Here is a 17,309-nt window from a genome sequence, read left to right as displayed (position 1 = left end):
TCCCCCTGGCCAGCTTTCTGTGCTTGGGACACACCGGGGGGCGGAGACGTCCATCCCTCCTTCCAACCGTGAATCGCGGATAACCCCTATCATATTTCCGTGGGTTGTCCAGGGGTTGGATGACCGGCATCACTTCTGGCCCAAAAGCCCGGCCAACCGGTCTCGGGCGAAATCAAGGCCTGGATCAAGGGCGATGGCCGACTGGAGATAATGCACGGCAAGATCCGGATGCCCCAGCCGGTCATGGCACAGCCCCAGGTTGGCCAGATCCATGGCCGAGCCGCTGTCCAGGGCCAGGGCGGCCTCGAAGTCCCCGGACGCCCTGGCGTAGTCCCCGGCCTTGAACCGGGCCACGCCGCGCAGGTTGAAGTATTCCTTGACCTCCGGGCACAACGCGATGGCCCGGTCAAGATGGGGCACGGCCGCATCCCATTTTTCATCCCGGGTCAGGGCGTGGGCCTGATAAAATGCGGCCAGGGCCTTGTCCTCGGGATCGGTTAAAAGCGGCTCGGCCAGGGCGAAAAGACCGGTCGCGAGGGCGTCGTCCCCTTCGCGCAGGGCCAGCATGGCTCGGAAAAAGGGCACGAAGGCCGCATCCGGATAATGCCCGGCCAGCACGTCGAGCCCCCGGGAGGCCATGGGCGGCGGCGTCTCCTCGACAAGGATGCGGCCCACGAAAAGTCCCAGGCTGGCGTTTGGCGTCCGCTCCCGGAACATAAATCCCGGCACGAAGTTGTAATTGGCGACCAGCGAAAGCTCCGGATTCGTGGTCTCCACGCTGTAGAGGCACAGCCCCTTTTCCCCCAGCCCCCGGGCCAGCAGGGTCAGTTCCTCCAGAATATCCCCGCGCTCGAGGCACGGCATGGCCGCCAGGGTGGTCTCGGGACCGTCCAGAAGCCGGGCGAAACCGGCCGGACTGGCGAACTTGGGAAGGCCCGAGGCCTCGTAGTTGCTGATCGTTTCGAAATCCCCGGCCAACTGGGCGATCTCGGTGACGGCCCGGATGGCGGCCTTGGCCGGGGAGGCGGCGGTCCCGGCGGTAAACACGATTTCCGAGGCGTCAGGGAAGGTGGCCGGGTCGTAGGCCAGCGCCGCCACCGTGGGCACGGGCATGCCCAGGCTGAAATCCTTGAGCAGCAGGAAAACGCCCTCACGGCGGAAGGCGTCCACCAGCCCGCACAACACCGGATCGTCAAGGGAGTCGAGGCTGATGGTGGGGGTCACAGGCCAGGTGCGGTCCACCACGGCGCAGACGTGGCGCTCCACCAGTTCGCAGGCGCCCTGCAGGATGGACTCCTCAAGCCCGTTTCCGGCGGAAGACCCGTTAAACTCGTTGAGTTTCTTGAACCAGTCCAGGGGAACCCACTCCTCCCTGTCCCGGGTCAGGTTCCGGGCCGACACAAAACGCCAGGGCACGAGATCCATGATCTCGGCGGCGGCCGCCAAGGGGAGGGGATCGTCCACCGACCGCAGGATGTCTTCCAGGGGCATGACCTGCCCCGGCCATTCGGCAAGGGCCGCAGACCAGGTCCGTTCCCGGAAGTTGTCCGGCGTGTTCCAGAAGGAAAAAAAGCTGTAGCGTTCCACGAGCTCCATGAGCGCCGAGGCCTCGGCCTGGGCCGGGGAGGCCCCCTTCCCCATCTGCTTGCGGGTGGGCATGATCTCCCGGGCCTTTTCTCCGCACATGCTCAAAAAAACCGGGATGCCCAGACGCCCGGTGTCGATGCGCCGGGTCTCGGCCAAAAGGCCCGATCCGAAACGCGCGAAGGCGGCCTTGGCCCTGGCCACGGTTTCCTCTGGGGAACAGATCTTGTCCGAATCGGCCACGTACCCTTTGGACGTCGGGAGGAGCTTACGCATGTTTTTTGGCCCGCATACGGATGATGGTGGTCAACTGCCGCTCAATGCGCCCCGCCGCGCCGGGCTGCTCGGGGGGGGTGGTTTCCTTGTAGCCCAACGTCCGTTCGGCGATGTCGTAGTCGGGTGCGGCGCGGCGGAAAAACGTGGGCGCCTTGCGATGGTAATCCCGGGCCAAAAGAATCTCGGCCTCGGGGTCCAGGGACAGGTGGGCGGACAAAAACTTGACCAATGGGCGGTGGAGATCCTCCAGGTAGAGCACCTCGGAGCCGATGATATAGTCGAAACGCCTGCCCAGCCGGTCGGCGGAGAAATCCGCCCGGCAGACCCGGGCGTTGGCTGAAAGGCCGTTTTTCAGGACGTTTATGCGGCAAAACAGCAGGGCGTCGGGGTGGATGTCGGTGATGGTCACGTCGACCCCCCGGGCGGCGGCGAAAAGCCCGCAGATGCCCACTCCCGCGCCGATCTCCAACATGGTTTTCTGCTGTCCCGAGGCGGTTTCAGGCTCCAGTCGGCCCAGAAAATGCGAAAGGAGAATGGAGGTGGGCCAGATTTTGGCCCAGAACGGAAGCTCCAGGGGGCCGTCGCCGGATTCGCGGGTCAGGCGGTCGATGAGGGCCTCCATGTCCGCGATCTGGAGCAGTTCCAGGGTGGTGTCGCCCACCGTGACCGGCTCGAAGCGCACATGGTATCGCGCCCCGGCCAGGGCCAAAAGGTCGTCCAGGGAGGCGTCGTCCGATACGGCAAGAGGGGATGTAGTGTGGGACACGGGATGTTCCGGGGGCTTGAGGTGGTCCGCCGGGGGCCGCAGGGGCGCGGCGGGTAAAAAAAAAGGCCGGTGTGGCGACCGGCCCGTGGTGATTTCAATTGGAGCGGGAGACGGGATTTGAACCCGCGACTTCAACCTTGGCAAGGTTGCACTCTACCACTGAGTTACTCCCGCTGCGGAGTGTGGAGGCGGCATCCGGATTTGAACCGGAGAATGGAGGTTTTGCAGACCTCTGCCTTACCACTTGGCTATGCCGCCTCGTCTTCAAAGAACCGGCTTCTTACGTCCGCCCGGATTCCTTGTCAACCGTTTCGGGGTTTTCCCTCCAGCAATGTCCTGGCCGGGCATCTCTCGGCGGCCGCCAAGCGAGGAAAGGTCTTTATCGAGAATCGCCCCCCCCGTCAACGGATTTTTTTGACAAAATCATCCCGGACGGCGCACACCGCCGACAGCCCGTGCAGTGCCCGGTAGGCATGCCCCCGGGCCACGCCATCCAAAACGGCCGGGGCGTCCGTCACCACGTTGCCGCACAAGACATCGACGCCGAAATCGAACAGACATCCGGCGAAGGGCACGCTTGGCCCCACCAGGAGCACAAAGGCCCCGGGCGCGCACAGATCCAAAAGCCCCCCCAGGCTGCCGTTGGCCAGGGCCGAGGCGGTGATGGCCACCACCTGGGCCTCGGGCAACACCGCTTCGGCCTGCGCAGCGGGAAGATCGCCGGGCCGGGGGGCACGTTCCAACACGGAAAACGAGGCAAAGGCCGGGCCCATTTTCTCCACAAAGGGGAAATGCCCCACCACGGCCACACGCCGCCCCCTGCCGCGTTCCAAAACGAGATCCTGGGCCTTTTTTGCGGATACCGGGGGCGGCGGCAAAAGCGCCCCGGCGGCGGCCACGGCCAGGCTGGCCGTCCGGCCGTCGAGACCGGTCACGTCCAGCCCAGACAGCAGTCCGTGCAGGGTTCCCCCGGAGGCGGGGGCAAAGGCCTCCCCGGCGACATTGGTGCACAGCCCCATGCGCGTGGCGTAAACGCCCACAAGCAAGGCCCCCGCGACCACGCGCCCCACGGCCTCGTCAGGCCGGGCGGCGGCCTCCTGGCGCACGGCGGCGACAATGTCCGACTGGCTGGTCCGCATAGGCGACTCCCCTGAACCTTCAGGATCGATTCTTTTTTTCGCCTGTCGTCTACGTCTTTCACGCAAGGCCAGCAAGGCCTGCAAGGCGTTCATGGAGACGGCTGCGGCCATCCCGGTTTTTCTGTGACAATTCGCGCCCAACAGAATCCGGACGCTTCAGGATGCTTTACGTTCGTTCGGCTTTGATATAGAGGAAATCTCTTTTGAAGCCGCCGCCTAAGGACGGCTTACGCGCCAGGAGGGATGCATGGACCCCAAAGACGTGGATTTCTTTCAAAATCTTTTGAGCAACATGCTTCAGGACATCCTCAAAAAGGGTGAGGAAACCATTGAGGACATGACCGACACCGTGGAGGTCTACGCCGATCCGGCCGACCGGGCAACGGCCGAGTCCGACCGGGCCTTCACCCTTCGCCTGCGGGACCGGGAGCGTCGGCTCATCAAAAAGATCAAAGAGGCCCTGGAACGCATCGACGACGGCACCTACGGCGAGTGCGTGGAGTGCGGCGAGGACATCAGCGTGGCCAGACTCAAGGCCCGCCCCGTGACCACGCTGTGCATCAAGTGCAAAAGCAAGCAGGAAGACGAGGAAAACCTGCGCGGCGAATAGCCCGGGCCGCCCGGCGCATCGCGGCCAGGTCAGGCCATGGAAGCCGATTTTTTCCGAAGCCTGCTCCCCCTGCTGTCCCGGACGCTCACCGGGGCCCGTTTAGGCAAAATCGCCTTCCCCGCCCCGGGACTTTTTTCCTTGGGGCTGTCCGGGGCCTGCACGCCGAACGACACCGACGCTTCCCCTCCCAAATATCTGCACGGCCGGATCGGTCCCGGCCGTTTTTTTCTTTTCGTCTCGGCGCATAAGCCGACCTTCCCCCCCGATCCTCCGGCCAAGGCCATGTGGTTGCGCAAGCGGCTGTCGGATCGGCGCATCCTGGGCGCGCTTGGGGATTGGCCCGCCAGGAGGCTGGCCCTTTGCCTGTCCCAGGGGGAGGGCCGTTTTTTCGTCATCGACGCCAAATCCGGATTGAGCCTGGCGGACACCCTGCCCGACGGATTCGGAGGCGAACCCGACTGGCCGGACTTCGAGGCCGTGCGCCGCGATCCGGATATCTGGCAGAGCCATGCGCACATCACGCCCAGGCTGCGCAAGGCCGTGGCCACGCTGCCACCGGAGCAGGCCCGGGATTTTTACGCGGCTGTGCAGCGGGGTGAAGTGGAAGGCTATTTCGTCGCCCTCCCCGGCCCGGCGGCCACCCCAGCCCCGCCCGCGCTCCCCCTGGACGTCTTTTGCCGCCCCATGCCCGGGCTGTCTCCCCAGGCGACCCTGGAGGCCTTTCCCGACCCCCTGTCGGCGGCTGCGGCCTTCGGGGAACCCCACTTTTTCGCCGCCGCCTCGGGCGATACGGCCCAAAAGGCCGTGGCCAGTGAAAAAAACCGGGCCAGACGCACGGCCCGGGCCTTCTCCCGCCTGGAGCAGGACGCCGCCAGGCTTACGGACATGATCGGCCAGGGGGCCTTTGCCGAGGCCATCGCCGCCAACCTGCACCATTTGGACGCCAAAAGCCGCGTCCCCGCCCTGACCCTGGAGCATCCCGAAAAAGGGACCATGACCCAGGACCTCGACCCCCGGCTGACCATCCTGGAAAACATGAACCATCTGTTTTCGCGCGCCGCCAAGGGACGCCGGGGCTTGGCCGTGGTGGCCGCGCGCCGGGCCGCCCTGAACGACCCGACGAAGGCCGACGATCCTTTGGCAGGCTGGCCGGATCGGCCTTCCGCTTCAGGCGGACCCGCCCCGGGCGGCAAACCGGCCGCGAAACCGGCCGGAGGTCGCGCCGCAAAATCCACGGCCCCTGCCGACGACCTGGAATCGGGACGCTTTCGCGGCATCCCGGCCCACGTCTACCGCACCTCGGACGGCTTTCTGGTTCTTCGCGGGAAAAACGCCCGGGCCAACGAGGAGCTTCTGCGCAAGGCCGCCTCGCCCTTCGACTATTGGTTTCATGTGGAGGGCGGCCCGGGCTCCCATGTCATTTTACGCCGGGACCACCCCGGCCGCGAGGTTCCCCGGCAAAGCCTCGTCGAGGCCGCGACCCTGGCCGCCCTGGCCAGTTGGCGGGCGGGCGACGCCAAGGCAAACGTGCTCATGGCCCTGGTCCGGGACGTGCGCCGGGGCAAGGGCTTCGCCCCGGGCCAGGTCCAGGTGGAGAAGCTGGCGGAAACCCTGGCCGTGAATCTTTCTCCCGAATTGGAGAATACGCTTCGCCAGTCTTGACGATCTCCAAATCGATCTTCTCTTTGGCGTGGACATTCTTGCATCGACTGACCGGGAAATCCCGGACATCCCCTTGTGGTCCGGCCTGGATTTGCGTATTGCCCGGTGACGGCGGAAGCATCCCCCGAGGCGACCTGCAGCCTTGTTGAGGCCGACGCGTTTTTTCCGTCCTGCGGACGCATGCGCCGTCATGGAGACACATGAGCCATCGTAGCGGCTTTGAGCGCCGTTTGGATTTCGACGACTCGCTGCTGGCCCGGGATCTCTTCGGGCCGCACAACGAGAACGTCACGCTGATCGCCGAAAAAAGCGGCGCACAGATCGACACCCGGGGCAGCACCGCCACCCTGCGGGCCTCGTCCAGGGAAGCCGTATCCCATGCCGAAAGCGTGCTGGTGCAGCTTTACGGCATCCTGCGCCGGGGGCTTCCCGTGGGCCAGGGGGATGTGGAGCGGGCCCTGGCCGTCCTGGCCCGGGAGCCAGAGGCCCGGCTGGGAACCGTTTTTTCGGGCGACGCCGTGGCCGTCTCCCCCAAAAAGACCGTCACCCCAAAATCCGCCACCCAGAAAGACTATGTGGCGGCCATCCGCGAACACGACCTGGTCTTCGGCATCGGCCCGGCCGGAACCGGCAAGACCTATCTGGCCGTGGCCATGGCGGTCTCGGCCCTTCTGGAACGGCGCTGCAAGCGGCTGGTGCTGACCCGCCCGGCGGTTGAGGCCGGGGAAAAACTCGGGTTCCTCCCCGGAGACATGATCGAAAAGGTCACGCCCTATCTGCGCCCCCTCTACGACGCCTTAAACGACATGCTCGACTTCCGGAAGGTTCATGAGATGATCGAGACCGGGGTCATCGAGGTCGCGCCCCTGGCCTTCATGCGCGGCCGGACCCTAAATGACGCCTTCATCATCCTCGACGAGGCCCAAAACACCACCCCCGAGCAGATGAAGATGTTTTTGACCCGCCTGGGACTTGGCTCCAAGGCCGTGGTCACCGGCGACGTGACCCAGATCGACCTCCCTCCCCGGGCCGTTTCCGGGCTGGTGGAGGCCAGACGCATCTTGACCGATGTGGCGGGGTTGGCGTTCATCGCTTTTCACGAGGAAGACGTGATCCGCCACCCCCTGGTGGGACGGATCGTACAGGCCTATGAGCGAGATCTTCGACAAGGTTAAAAAGCACCTGCGGCCCCAGGCCCAGATCAAGGGCAAGGCCACGCAGAAGGCGCCGGGAAAAGACGTCAAACCGTTTCCCGTGGCCGGGCTGCTCTTTTTCCTGACGGTTCTGGCCGTCCTTTGCCTTTTGTCCACCATGGGGTTCCAAAACCGCATCAAGCTCTTCGTGGCCGGCGAGGTGGCCACCCACGACGTGGCCGCCGACCAGAACCTCCAGATCGAGGATACCGCGGCCACGGCCAGCCGCCGCGAACAGGTGGCTGAGACCCAGCCCCCGGTCTTCGACCTGAGCCCCAAACCCTTCATCGACCTGACCAAGGGCGTGGACGACATTTTAAACGCCGTATCCGAGGCCAGCGGCGAAGAGTTGGAAAAACTGCGCTGGCAGATCTCTGAAAATCTCAATGTCGAAATCGGCCAGGACGTCATCGACTCCTGGCAACGGGCCGATCTGCGCGACCTGGTGCGCACCCGGATCCTGCCCTGGATCAAGACGGCCTACGAACCTGGCGTGGTTTCGGCTTCAAGCATCCTTTTGGCCTACAAAAACGGCATCCTCATCCGCGATCTGCCCAGCAACATGGAAATGCTGCGCATCGACCCCCGGGACATCAAAGACCTCAAACAGATCCGCGACGCCCTGGAGGCGCATCTCAAGACCGATCTCAACCGGCCCATACGGGTGCGCAAGGCCGTCAGCGCCCTCATCCACCCCTTTCTGGTTCCCAACCTGACCCTGAACCAGGAGACCACCCAGGGGCGCAAGCGCGAGATCATGGCTGCTGTGGAGCCCCTGTATTACAACATCAAAAAGGGCGAGATCATCGTCCGCCAGGGTGAGCGGGTGGGCCCGGTCCAGCAGCTCAAGCTCCAGTCCCTCTACCGCCTCCAGTCCGGCGGCGTGCAATATATGGAAGGGGTGGGCGGCCTCGTCATGTGTCTGCTCCTGCTTTTGGTGCTGCATTTTTCCCTCGAAAAACGAGGGCTTCGGGCCGTCTCCGACAAGGACTGGCTGTTTCTGGGCACGGTGTTTCTGGCCTTTGGACTGTTCGCCAAATTCGGCAACGCCGTGCGCCTGCCAACTGGCGACGTTCCCGAATCCGTGCGGGCCATGTACTTCGCCTACAGCCTGCCCCTGGCCGGGGCCTCGGGCATCCTGGCCCTGTTTTTCCCCAAGCGGCTGTGCATCCTCATGAGCCTTATGCTGTCGTTTCTGACCTGCCGCCTGATCGGCGCGGACCTCAACCTCTTTTGCTACTACTTCATCGGGGCCATGATCTTCATCTTCCTGCTCAAACGCTCCGAAACCCGGGTCCAGGTCTTAAAAACCAGCATCCCGCTCATCGCCACGCTGCTTTTCATGTGGGTCGCCGTCAACCTCATGGACTTCATCGATCTGGCCACGGCGGGAACCGGCGTCTTCTTTATTGTCCTCAACGGCCTTCTGACCCTGCTTGCAGTCATGGGCATCTCGCCCATCATGGAACTGATCTTCGGCTATTCCTCGCGCTTTCGGCTCATGGAGCTCATGAACCTGGAACAGCCCCTGCTCCAGGAACTCATGGTCAAGGCCCCCGGCACCTACCACCACTCCCTGGTGGTTTCCAACATGGCCGAGGCCGGAGCCCGGGTCATCGGGGCCAACGCCCTTCTGGCCAAGGTCGCGGCCCTGTACCACGACATCGGCAAGCTCAAGAATCCCCAATATTTCATCGAGAACATCTCCGGGAAAGAGAACCGCCACAACAAGCTCACGCCCTCCATGAGCGCGCTGATCCTCATCTCCCACGTCAAAAAGGGCGTGGAACTGGCTCGGGAACACAAGCTCGGGCCGGTCATCACCGACCTCATCAGCCAGCACCACGGCACCACGCTCATCACCTTTTTCTACCACAAGGCCCAGGAGATGGCCGAGGCCAAGGGCGAAGACCCCGTGCGCGAGGAAGAGTTCCGCTATCCCGGCCCCAAGCCGCAATCCAAAGAGGCCGGGCTCATTCTTCTGGCCGACGCCATCGAGGCCTCCAGCCGGACCCTGGTCGATCCCACCCCCAGCCGCATCAAGGGGCACATCCAAAGCATCCTGCGCAAGATCTACACCGAGGGCGAGCTGGACGAGTCCCAACTGACGCTGAAGGATCTCACGCTTCTGACCGAGACCTTCCACCGCATCCTGACCGGCATCTTCCACCAACGCATCGAATATCCGACCATCGACCGCAGCGGCAACAAACCCGCAAAACCCAAAGAGGCTCCGGCCGAAATCGCCAAGCCCTCCCCGGAACAGGCCGCATGATCGAGGTCTCTCCGGGCCTGCGCCGGGTGAATATGCCCATCTCCCGGCGCGACCTCCAGATTCTTGTGGACAAGACCCTGGAGATTCTCGGCCTGCCGGGAAAAACCCTCTCCCTGCGCGTGGTCGCGGACCAGGAGATCGAGGCCCTCAACCTCGCCTATCTGGGCCTCCCCGGCCCGACAAACGTCCTGTCCTTTCCCCTGGACGACCCCGGCCAGCCCGACTACCTGGGCGACATGGCCATCAGCGTGGACACCGTGGCCCGCGAGGCCTTTCTCTATGGCCAGCCGCCCCGGCAGCACTTCATCCGCATGCTGTGCCATGGCATCCTGCACCTGGCCGGATTCGACCACGGCCCCCGGATGTTCGACCTCACCGACCAGGCCGTGGCGGCCGTCGCCCAATCCTGACCCCACGGCTCCGGCTGCATAAGCCCCTCGCCGGATGGCCGTCCCGCATCCCTGCCGCAGCAGCCCTTGCGACAACGCGCCTTTTCTGTGTCCGCCTCCCCGTTTTTCCGCCGCGCCGCCAATAACCGGCCTGTCGCCTCCGCCTCCAGGCCCGTTCCCCTCCAACGGCGAAACGCCCCACTGCCTGAGAAAGGAAGAGGGGCGTTTCTCCATGCCGATACGTACAGCGGCCCAACACGCCGCCAGCGGCGCGTCTATTCCTCGATCACCGGGCAGGCCTTGAGGGCCTCGGTGATATGCTCCTCGGGATACTCGAAGTTGGTCAGCTTGCCGCCCAGGTAGGCGTCGTAGGAAGCAAGATCCAACAGACCGTGGCCCGAATACAAAAAGACCACCACCTCGCCGGGCTTGGCCCGTTTGGCCGTCTCAATGGCCCCCTTGATGGCGTGGGAGGTTTCGGGGGCGGGCAAAAAGCCCTCGGTGCGCAGGAAAAGCTTGGCCGCGTCAAAGCACTCCAGTTGATGATAGGCCTCGGCCTCGACCAGCCCCTCGGCCACCAGATTGCACAGAAGCGGGGCATCGCCGTGGTAACGCAGGCCCCCGGCGTGGATGGGCGCGGGCATGAAGGAATGCCCCAGGGTATGCATCTTGATCAGGGGGGTGAGCCTGGCCACGTCGCCGTAATCGTAGCGGAAATCGCCCCGGGTCAGGGTGGGGCAGGCCTTGGGCTCGATGGCGATGAACCGCACCTTCTCCCCGGCCAGCCTGCGCGGCAAAAACGGCAGAAACAGACCGGCGAAGTTGCTGCCGCCGCCCACGCAACCGACCAGATAGTCGGGCTTCTCGCCGATCATGGCCAGTTGCTTTTCCGTCTCCAGGCCGCAGATGGTCTGGTGCAGGAGCACATGGTTGAGCACGCTGCCCAGGGAATACTTCGTATCGTCGTGGGTGGCCGCGTCCTCCACGGCCTCGGAGATGGCCAAGCCCAGGCTCCCGGCGCAGTCCGGGTCTTTTTCCAGCATCGCCTGGCCGGTGCGGGTCTTGTCCGAGGGCGAGGCGAAGACCTCGCCGCCGTAGGCCTGGATGAGGCTTCGACGATAGGGCTTCTGGTTGTAGCTGACCTTGACCATGTACACGGTGCAGGACAACCCGAACATGCCGCAGGCAAAGGACAGGGCCGTGCCCCACTGGCCCGCGCCGGTCTCGGTGGCGATGCGCTTCACGCCCTCGATCTTGTTGTAATAGACCTGGGGGATGGCGGTGTTGGGCTTATGCGATCCCGCCGGGGACACGGACTCGTTTTTATAATAGATGCGGCACTTGACCCCCAGGGCCTCTTCCAGGCGTTTGGCCCGGATAAGGGGAGTGGGCCGGTAGAGCCGGTAGATGTCCAGGACCGGTTCGGGGATGTCGATCCAGTTTTTGGGAGACAGCTCCTGCTCGATGACGGCCTTGGGAAAGATGGGTTCCAGTTGGTCCGGGGTCAGCGGCTTGTGCGTCTGGGGATCAAGCGGAGGGGCCAGGGGCGTGGGCAGATCGGGCAGGGCGTTGTACCATCTGGTGGGCATTTCCCTCTCTGGAAGTAAAATCTTCGTCTCCATGTCACATATCCTCTTTCTCTGTCATATAGGGTGGTTGCATCCCCGGTGTTCCCCTGCCAGGCCGTGGATCACGCGGTGGTCCGTTGACCGTGTTGGATTGACATTATCATAGCCCGCTGTCAATTTTCCGTCCGAAAGAACCTGCTTTGCCAAGGAGCCTCCGCCATGCGCCGAATTGTGATCTGCCTGCTTGTGGTCCTGCTGTGTCCGGCCGCCTCCGCCCTGGCCGGCCTGGACGTCAAAATGGCTGGAGATTTCCGGGTTTACGGCATTTTCTTCCAAAACCGCAACTTCACCGGATGGAACGCCACCGGTACGGCCACCGAAGACACCCTGCAGATCTACCAGCGGTTCCGCATCCGGACGGACTTCATCACCAGCGACGCCTTGAAGTTCCGTCTGGGATTCATGGTCACGGATACGGCCTGGGGCACGGGAACCTATACCGCCGACGCCGCCCAGGTCAGCATCCAGGTCTACCAGGCCTATCTCCAGTTCAAGTGGCCGGATACGAAGATACAATTCACCGTGGGCCTGCAACCCCTGTCCCTGCCCCAGTCACCCGTTTTCTACGACAGCGTGATCCTGGCCTCCAAGCAGGGGACCAAGAGCACGGCAGGAATCGTGATCACCGCCCCGCTCATTGAGGATACCCTGGCCCTGAACCTGGGGTTCACCCGGCGCACGGACAATGGGGCCTTCGACGCCACCACCACCCAGGTGGCCGACGAACTGGACCTGTACTTTCTCACCCTGCCCATCACCCTGGACGGCGTCGACATCACCCCCTGGGCCATGGCCGGGGTCATCGGCCAGGGAGCGAACCTGTCATCCTCCGTGCGGGCCGGTCTGCGCTCGGGCGGTTCGTACCTGACCCCCACAGGCTACCAGGACAACCAAAACCTCGGCCTGTGGGCCGGGGCCTCCTTGGTCATCGACGCCCTTGCCCCCATCGTCTTCCAGGCCGACGCCATCTACGGCCAGACAGCCATGGCCGACGCCGCCCGCAATCGCCGCTACGGCTACTTCTTCGACGCCGGGGTGCAGTATACCGGGCTGTCCTTCGTCACCCCGGAGATCGGCGTGTGGTGGTCCAGCGGCGAGGACGACAGCCTGACAAACGGCAGCGAACGCATCCCGGCCATCTCCCCCAACTTCGGCATGGCCAATTCCTTTCTCTTCCCGTGCAACCAGGATTTCACCAACGACAACATCGGCGTGGACCCCACTGGCTCCATGGGCGCCACCCTGGCCTTTGAAAACCTCTCGTTTTTCGAGCGGCTCTCCCACATCATCTCGCTGACGGCCATGACCGGGACCAGTTCGCCACGGGGCATGCGGCTGGCCGTGGCCGCCTCGGGAGGCAACGGCGAGTACCTGACCATGGGCAAGACCCTGGCCGAAGGGGAATGGCTCCTGGGCCTGACCGTCGACTCCCGGTACATGATCTACGACAATCTGGCCCTGACCCTGGAAACCGGCTGGGCCAACCTGTCCGGGGCCAAATCGAGCATATGGAACAGCCCCACCCGGCAGTTCACGCACATGATCAACGACGCCTGGAAGGTGGCCCTGGGATTTAAATACACGTTCTAGCCGGACCTTGAAAAGAAACACGGGCGGCCCGAAGATTCGAGCCGCCCGTGTTTTTTTCAGGTCCGCACGCGACGTATTGCAAAAAACAAAGCTATCCCAGGCGCGTCACATTGACGGCCTTTTTGCCTTTCTCCCCATCCACAATTTCGAAGGAAACTTTCTCACCCTCGGCCAAAGTCTTGAATCCAGCTCCCTGGATATCCTTATAATGGACAAAAACGTCATCACCCTCGCGCTGCTGAATGAAGCCAAAACCCTTCTTCTCATTGAACCACTTTACCACGCCCTCAACAGTCATACCCACTTCTCCTTGTGAAAAAACACACGTTCGAACCGTCGCCTCGGACCCTGAAAATCGCCTTTATAGTTATTTTCAACTCTTTGGCAACATGATTTTTCAAAATCCCTTTTCAACCACCACCCAAACTGCTACTTCTGGGGCGATGCAAGGCATGCCCGCTTCTTCAATCCAGCTGACTCAACGACGCCTGGCCGGGGGCGCGCCCTGGGCACATCCCAAGGTATCCTCTTGGGATATTTTGCTTTTTCTTCACATTGTCCGGCGAAATCATGCTTTCTTCGCCTCTCCGGGCCATGCCTCACGGCCCCACTAAGACGCCATATTCCGAGGTTTGACCCCATGCGACATGTCCTTCGTCCGGTTCTGATTCTTTTTTTGCTGGCCCTGCCCCTGGCCTGCGTGCCCAAAGGCCCGTCCACCACCAAGACCAAGGCGGGCGACCCGCCCCCGTCCACCACCTCGATCAACTCCGGCAAACCCGCCGCCCCGGCCAAACCCGCCGCCAAGGGCAAACCCGCCGCCCCCGGGGCCAAGGCCCCCGAGAAAGCCGCAGCATCCATCCCTGCCCCGCCCAAAGGGTTCGGCGGCATCACCTTCGGATCGCCTGCCTCGGCCATGACCGATTCCACACTGGAAGCGGAGATCCCGGAACTGCGCACCACCACCTATTCCCGCCAAAGCGTGCCCAACACCTTCGCCGGGCACGGCGTCTCGCGCATCCTTTACGAATTTTACGACAACGCCTTCTATCATGTCTGGATCGATTTCGAGGGCGCCGAGACCTTCATGGCCGTACTGGGGGATCTGCGGGCCACCTACGGCCCCCCGACGGAGACCATCCCGGATAAACACTACAATTCCTGGTCCATCGGCGACGTGAACATCTATTGCGTCTACCACCCCGAAGACGGCACAGGCGACGCCAGCTTCTGGTTCCAGCCCGTCTACCTGGAAAAGGAAACGCTGGTGAAGCAATACAAAAAGTCCATGCTGGACGCCGCCGCCAAAAAGCCCTGACCGGCCCGCTTCGATTCCCGCCCACAAGAAAACGGCCCGTCCTCTCTCGGAGGACGGGCCGTTTTTTTGTCATGCCCGCCGTGCGGCGTAGATGGTTACGGATCAATGCGCATCACATACGCCTTGTCCGGGTCGAGATATTTCCCGGCCAGGGCCTTCACATCCTCCCCGGACAGGGTCACGGCCTTCTCAATAATCTCACGCTTGTGGTCCATGCCAAAGCCATGCACCAACTCGCTCGCCGCCTCGGAACTGCGCGCCCCCAGACGTTGCCGTCCCCGCTGGTAGTCGCCCCACAACAGGTTCCTGGCCCTGGAGATCTCGACATCGGGCACTCCCTGCCGCCGCAAATCCCCCGCCACCCGGGAAAACCCCTCCAACGCCCGGGCGGCCTTGTCCGGCTCCGTGCCGATATAAAACGCCAGAAACCCGGTATTGACCGATTGCCAGAGAAACGAGGTCACCGAATAGCCCAGGCTCTCCTTGTCGCGCAGATCGCGGAACAGGAGCCCGCCCTGCCCGGCCAGGGCGCTGTTTAACAGCTCAAGCCCCGGGGTGTCCGCCCCGGAAGTGCCGCAGACCGGAAAGATCCACAGCAGATGGGTCTGATTGCGTCCGGCCAGGGTCAGCTTCTCCTCCCGCTTCTTTCCCCATTCAGGCGCCGCAAAGGCATAGGGCTCGGCCGGGCCGCACAGTTCCGCCAGGGATTTGGCCAGGGCCACCATCTGTTCGCGGTCAAAATCGCCGCACACGGACACCACCCACGGCAGGCGCATCTGGCGGGTGAAAAACCGCCGCGCATCGTCCGGGGTAAAGGCCGCCACCCGTTCCGGCTCCCCGAGCCGGGTAAAGGAATAGCCGCCCGAGGCGTACAGGAAGGGGAAAAGCTTGCGGAAGGCCAGCCCCATGGGCTCGTCTTCCTGGCGTTTGATGTCCGCCAACTGGCTCTGTCTGGCCCGATCCATCTCGGAGGCGGCAAAGGCCGGTTCACGCAGCACCTCGGCGAAAAGCCCCAGCACGTCGCCTGCGAACCGGGTCGGATACCTGGCCTCCAGGCTGAAGGTGTCCCGACCCGACGCAGCGGACAGCGTGGCCGCCCGGTCGGATAAAAAGTCCTGGATCTCCACGGCCCCGCGACTGGCCGTCCCCATGGTCAGGGCCGACGAGGCCAGTTGCGCCAACCCCTGGTCCTGCGGGGAAAGCAGCGTGTCGCCGCCAGCAAAGACCATGGACACGGCCGCATACGGCAGGGCCGCGTCCGGCTGGAGCACCAGTCGGCGGCCGCCGCCCAGATCCACAATCTCCGCCTTTTTCTCCCGGCCCGATCCGTTCTGGGCCTTGGCCGAACCGGCCGCTGCAGGCCACACCGCGGCCACGGCCTTCTCCAGCCGCGCGGCGTCCACCTTGCCCTGGGCGTCCTTGGGCAGAAGGGCCACGGCCCGCAGATCGCCAGGACGCAGCACCCCGTCCATCACCTTCTGCAACTCCGCCCTGTCCACCTGGGACGCCGCCCGCAGATAATTCGCCTCGCCCTCGATCCCGTAGCCGTAAAACACAAATGACCCGAACTTGGAGGCCACCCCCGGGATGGTCTCCTTGGCCCGAAAAAGCCCGTCTTCGAGGTTGAGCTTGACCCGCTCGATCTCCCGATCCGTGAAATCCCCGACCCGCAGTCCGGCCAGATTCGCCAAAAGCTCCTTCCAGAACGTCTCCAGGTTGGCCGCGTCCAGCGTGGCCCCGATATACAGCACGCCGCCGCGCTCCAGGGTCATGGACGAGGCCGAAATCTCGTCCACCAGCCGTTTCTCATACTTGAACGTGCGATACAGCCGCGAGGTCTCGTCGCCCCCCAGAAGCTGAGCGAAGATCTCCAGCGCCGCTTCCTCAGGGGCGCGCATCCCGGCCGTGGGAAAGGCCACGCTCAAATAGACCTTGTTCCATTCCCCGAACTCCACCTTGATCTCGGGTTTGACGCCCGGCGTGAGCGTCAGGGGCATGGGCGGCATGATGGTCCGGTCGTTTTGCATGCCCCCGAAAAGGGCCTCGGCCTGTTGCACCACCTCCCCGGCATCCACCTTGCCCGCCACCACCAGAAGCATGGACTGGGGCTGATACCACCGGGAAATATATCCCTTGATGTCTTCACCCGTAAAACCCGACACCGTGTTCCGAAAACCGATGATCGGGCGTTCATAGCCGGTTCCCGGCCACAAAAGGGCCTGCAAATCCTGGAAAATGACGTTATCCGGATCGTCCTTGCCCCGGTCGATTTCGGACAGCACCACCTTTTTTTCGCTGGCCAGTTCCTCCGGGTCGAACTTGGCCCCGAAAATCATGTCCTGGATGACCTCCAGCCCAACCAGCCACCTGTCCGCGGGCATGTCCGCGTAGAAAACCGTGTAGTCAAAGCTCGTGGCCGCGTTCACCGCGCCGCCCGCGCTCTCGATGTCCTTGGCCGCCTGCCCCACCTGGCGCTTCTGGGTGCTCTTAAACACCATGTGTTCCAAAAGATGGCTGATCCCGGACTGCTCCGGCGTCTCATAGGCCGACCCGGCATGCACATACAAACGCACCGAGGCCAACGGAAACCGCTCGTCCTCGATCACCGCCACGGTCATCCCGTTCTTGAGCACCGATATCCTGGGCACGGCCCCGTTCGCAGCCTGGGCCAGTCCCGCCATAAGCATGACGAAAAAAACGATCACATTGCGCAGCATCAGCATTCCTCCTTGTACATCGGGGCTGCCGCCCCACCGTGCGCCGTGCGCCGGGGCTGCCGCCCCGTACCCCGCCCGGGGGACATTGTCCCCCCGGCCCCCCCGTCACCGGGCTTGGGCCGCCGCCGCTTTGCGGCGGCGGCCCAAGCCCGGAAGCGCGGG

General features: G+C 63.7%; 13 protein-coding genes and 2 tRNA genes. 7 read left to right on the top strand and 8 right to left on the bottom strand.

Going from position 1 to position 17,309, the window contains the following annotated elements:
• Window positions 1–129: 129 nt before the first annotated feature.
• From GD606_RS01850 to GD606_RS01830, 5 genes are all read right to left on the bottom strand, one after another.
• On the bottom strand, window positions 130–1,860 hold the full coding sequence (locus GD606_RS01850) for a YcaO-like family protein (RefSeq protein WP_163302667.1): 1,731 nt from the start codon (window positions 1,858–1,860) through the stop codon (window positions 130–132).
• On the bottom strand, window positions 1,853–2,626 hold the full coding sequence (locus GD606_RS01845; protein WP_163302666.1) for a class I SAM-dependent methyltransferase: 774 nt from the start codon (window positions 2,624–2,626) through the stop codon (window positions 1,853–1,855). Before GD606_RS01845 ends, GD606_RS01850 begins: the two co-directional genes overlap by 8 nt.
• 99 nt (window positions 2,627–2,725) lie before the next feature.
• Window positions 2,726–2,800: transfer RNA gene (locus tag GD606_RS01840), tRNA-Gly, on the bottom strand.
• Window positions 2,801–2,809: 9 nt separating this feature from the next.
• Window positions 2,810–2,884 (bottom strand) — tRNA-Cys (locus GD606_RS01835).
• A 143-nt stretch (window positions 2,885–3,027) separates the two neighbouring features.
• The gene (locus GD606_RS01830; protein WP_163302665.1) at window positions 3,028–3,765 is read right to left on the bottom strand and encodes a Rossmann-like domain-containing protein; all 738 of its coding nucleotides are present in this window, start codon (window positions 3,763–3,765) and stop codon (window positions 3,028–3,030) included.
• A gap of 247 nt (window positions 3,766–4,012) precedes the next feature.
• Between GD606_RS01830 and dksA the strand changes: the two genes are divergently transcribed.
• The 5 genes from dksA to ybeY all read left to right on the top strand — a co-directional run bounded on the left by dksA (window position 4,013) and on the right by ybeY (window position 9,915).
• Window positions 4,013–4,375, top strand: a complete 363-nt coding sequence (dksA, locus tag GD606_RS01825) for an RNA polymerase-binding protein DksA (RefSeq protein WP_163302664.1) — start codon at window positions 4,013–4,015, stop codon at window positions 4,373–4,375.
• Between the two features lie 36 nt (window positions 4,376–4,411).
• Window positions 4,412–6,037 carry an NFACT RNA binding domain-containing protein gene (locus tag GD606_RS01820; protein WP_176629182.1) on the top strand — a complete coding sequence of 542 codons (1,626 nt, stop codon included), beginning with the start codon at window positions 4,412–4,414 and terminating at the stop codon, window positions 6,035–6,037.
• Between the two features lie 200 nt (window positions 6,038–6,237).
• Entirely contained in the window at window positions 6,238–7,212 is a 975-nt protein-coding gene (locus GD606_RS01815; protein ID WP_163303563.1) for a PhoH family protein, read from the top strand.
• Window positions 7,187–9,505, top strand: a complete 2,319-nt coding sequence (locus tag GD606_RS01810) for an HD family phosphohydrolase (RefSeq protein ID WP_163303564.1) — start codon at window positions 7,187–7,189, stop codon at window positions 9,503–9,505. The genes GD606_RS01815 and GD606_RS01810 overlap by 26 nt, the downstream gene beginning before the upstream one ends.
• Window positions 9,502–9,915, top strand: a complete 414-nt coding sequence (gene ybeY, locus GD606_RS01805; protein ID WP_163303565.1) for an rRNA maturation RNase YbeY — start codon at window positions 9,502–9,504, stop codon at window positions 9,913–9,915. The genes GD606_RS01810 and ybeY overlap by 4 nt, the downstream gene beginning before the upstream one ends.
• 254 nt (window positions 9,916–10,169) lie before the next feature.
• Here the strand turns inward: ybeY and GD606_RS01800 are convergent, their stop codons facing one another.
• On the bottom strand, window positions 10,170–11,516 hold the full coding sequence (locus GD606_RS01800) for a TrpB-like pyridoxal phosphate-dependent enzyme (protein WP_163303566.1): 1,347 nt from the start codon (window positions 11,514–11,516) through the stop codon (window positions 10,170–10,172).
• A 165-nt stretch (window positions 11,517–11,681) separates the two neighbouring features.
• Between GD606_RS01800 and GD606_RS01795 the strand changes: the two genes are divergently transcribed.
• A complete protein-coding gene (locus GD606_RS01795) occupies window positions 11,682–13,112 on the top strand; it encodes an outer membrane homotrimeric porin (protein ID WP_163303567.1) in 1,431 nt (476 codons plus the stop codon).
• A 91-nt stretch (window positions 13,113–13,203) separates the two neighbouring features.
• Here the strand turns inward: GD606_RS01795 and GD606_RS01790 are convergent, their stop codons facing one another.
• Complete coding sequence (locus GD606_RS01790) at window positions 13,204–13,410, bottom strand: cold-shock protein (protein WP_163303568.1); 207 nt, start codon at window positions 13,408–13,410, stop codon at window positions 13,204–13,206.
• A gap of 342 nt (window positions 13,411–13,752) precedes the next feature.
• Here GD606_RS01790 and GD606_RS01785 point away from each other — a divergent pair, with 342 nt between their 5' ends.
• A complete protein-coding gene (locus GD606_RS01785; protein ID WP_163303569.1) occupies window positions 13,753–14,430 on the top strand; it encodes a hypothetical protein in 678 nt (225 codons plus the stop codon).
• Between the two features lie 95 nt (window positions 14,431–14,525).
• On the opposite strand, the gene GD606_RS01780 is transcribed toward GD606_RS01785, so the two are convergent.
• Window positions 14,526–17,147, bottom strand: coding sequence for a M16 family metallopeptidase (locus GD606_RS01780; RefSeq protein WP_246298926.1), 2,622 nt, complete (start codon window positions 17,145–17,147; stop codon window positions 14,526–14,528).
• Window positions 17,148–17,309: the final 162 nt, after the last annotated feature.

Origin of the sequence: Desulfolutivibrio sulfodismutans DSM 3696 (assembly GCF_013376455.1) — a bacterium.
GTDB classification, from domain to species: Bacteria; Desulfobacterota; Desulfovibrionia; order Desulfovibrionales; family Desulfovibrionaceae; genus Desulfolutivibrio; species Desulfolutivibrio sulfodismutans.
This window is presented reverse-complemented; position numbering and strand designations above follow the sequence as displayed.

Coding starts and splice junctions, on each gene's coding strand:
- GD606_RS01850 (WP_163302667.1), bottom strand. CDS start 1,860: ATGCGTAAGCTCCTCCCGACGTCCAAAGGGTACGTGGCCGATTCGGAC.
- GD606_RS01830 (WP_163302665.1), bottom strand. CDS start 3,765: ATGCGGACCAGCCAGTCGGACATTGTCGCCGCCGTGCGCCAGGAGGCC.
- dksA (WP_163302664.1), top strand. CDS start 4,013: ATGGACCCCAAAGACGTGGATTTCTTTCAAAATCTTTTGAGCAACATG.
- GD606_RS01820 (WP_176629182.1), top strand. CDS start 4,412: ATGGAAGCCGATTTTTTCCGAAGCCTGCTCCCCCTGCTGTCCCGGACG.
- GD606_RS01815 (WP_163303563.1), top strand. CDS start 6,238: ATGAGCCATCGTAGCGGCTTTGAGCGCCGTTTGGATTTCGACGACTCG.
- GD606_RS01810 (WP_163303564.1), top strand. CDS start 7,187: ATGAGCGAGATCTTCGACAAGGTTAAAAAGCACCTGCGGCCCCAGGCC.
- ybeY (WP_163303565.1), top strand. CDS start 9,502: ATGATCGAGGTCTCTCCGGGCCTGCGCCGGGTGAATATGCCCATCTCC.
- GD606_RS01800 (WP_163303566.1), bottom strand. CDS start 11,516: ATGGAGACGAAGATTTTACTTCCAGAGAGGGAAATGCCCACCAGATGG.
- GD606_RS01795 (WP_163303567.1), top strand. CDS start 11,682: ATGCGCCGAATTGTGATCTGCCTGCTTGTGGTCCTGCTGTGTCCGGCC.
- GD606_RS01790 (WP_163303568.1), bottom strand. CDS start 13,410: ATGACTGTTGAGGGCGTGGTAAAGTGGTTCAATGAGAAGAAGGGTTTT.
- GD606_RS01785 (WP_163303569.1), top strand. CDS start 13,753: ATGCGACATGTCCTTCGTCCGGTTCTGATTCTTTTTTTGCTGGCCCTG.
- GD606_RS01780 (WP_246298926.1), bottom strand. CDS start 17,147: ATGCTGCGCAATGTGATCGTTTTTTTCGTCATGCTTATGGCGGGACTG.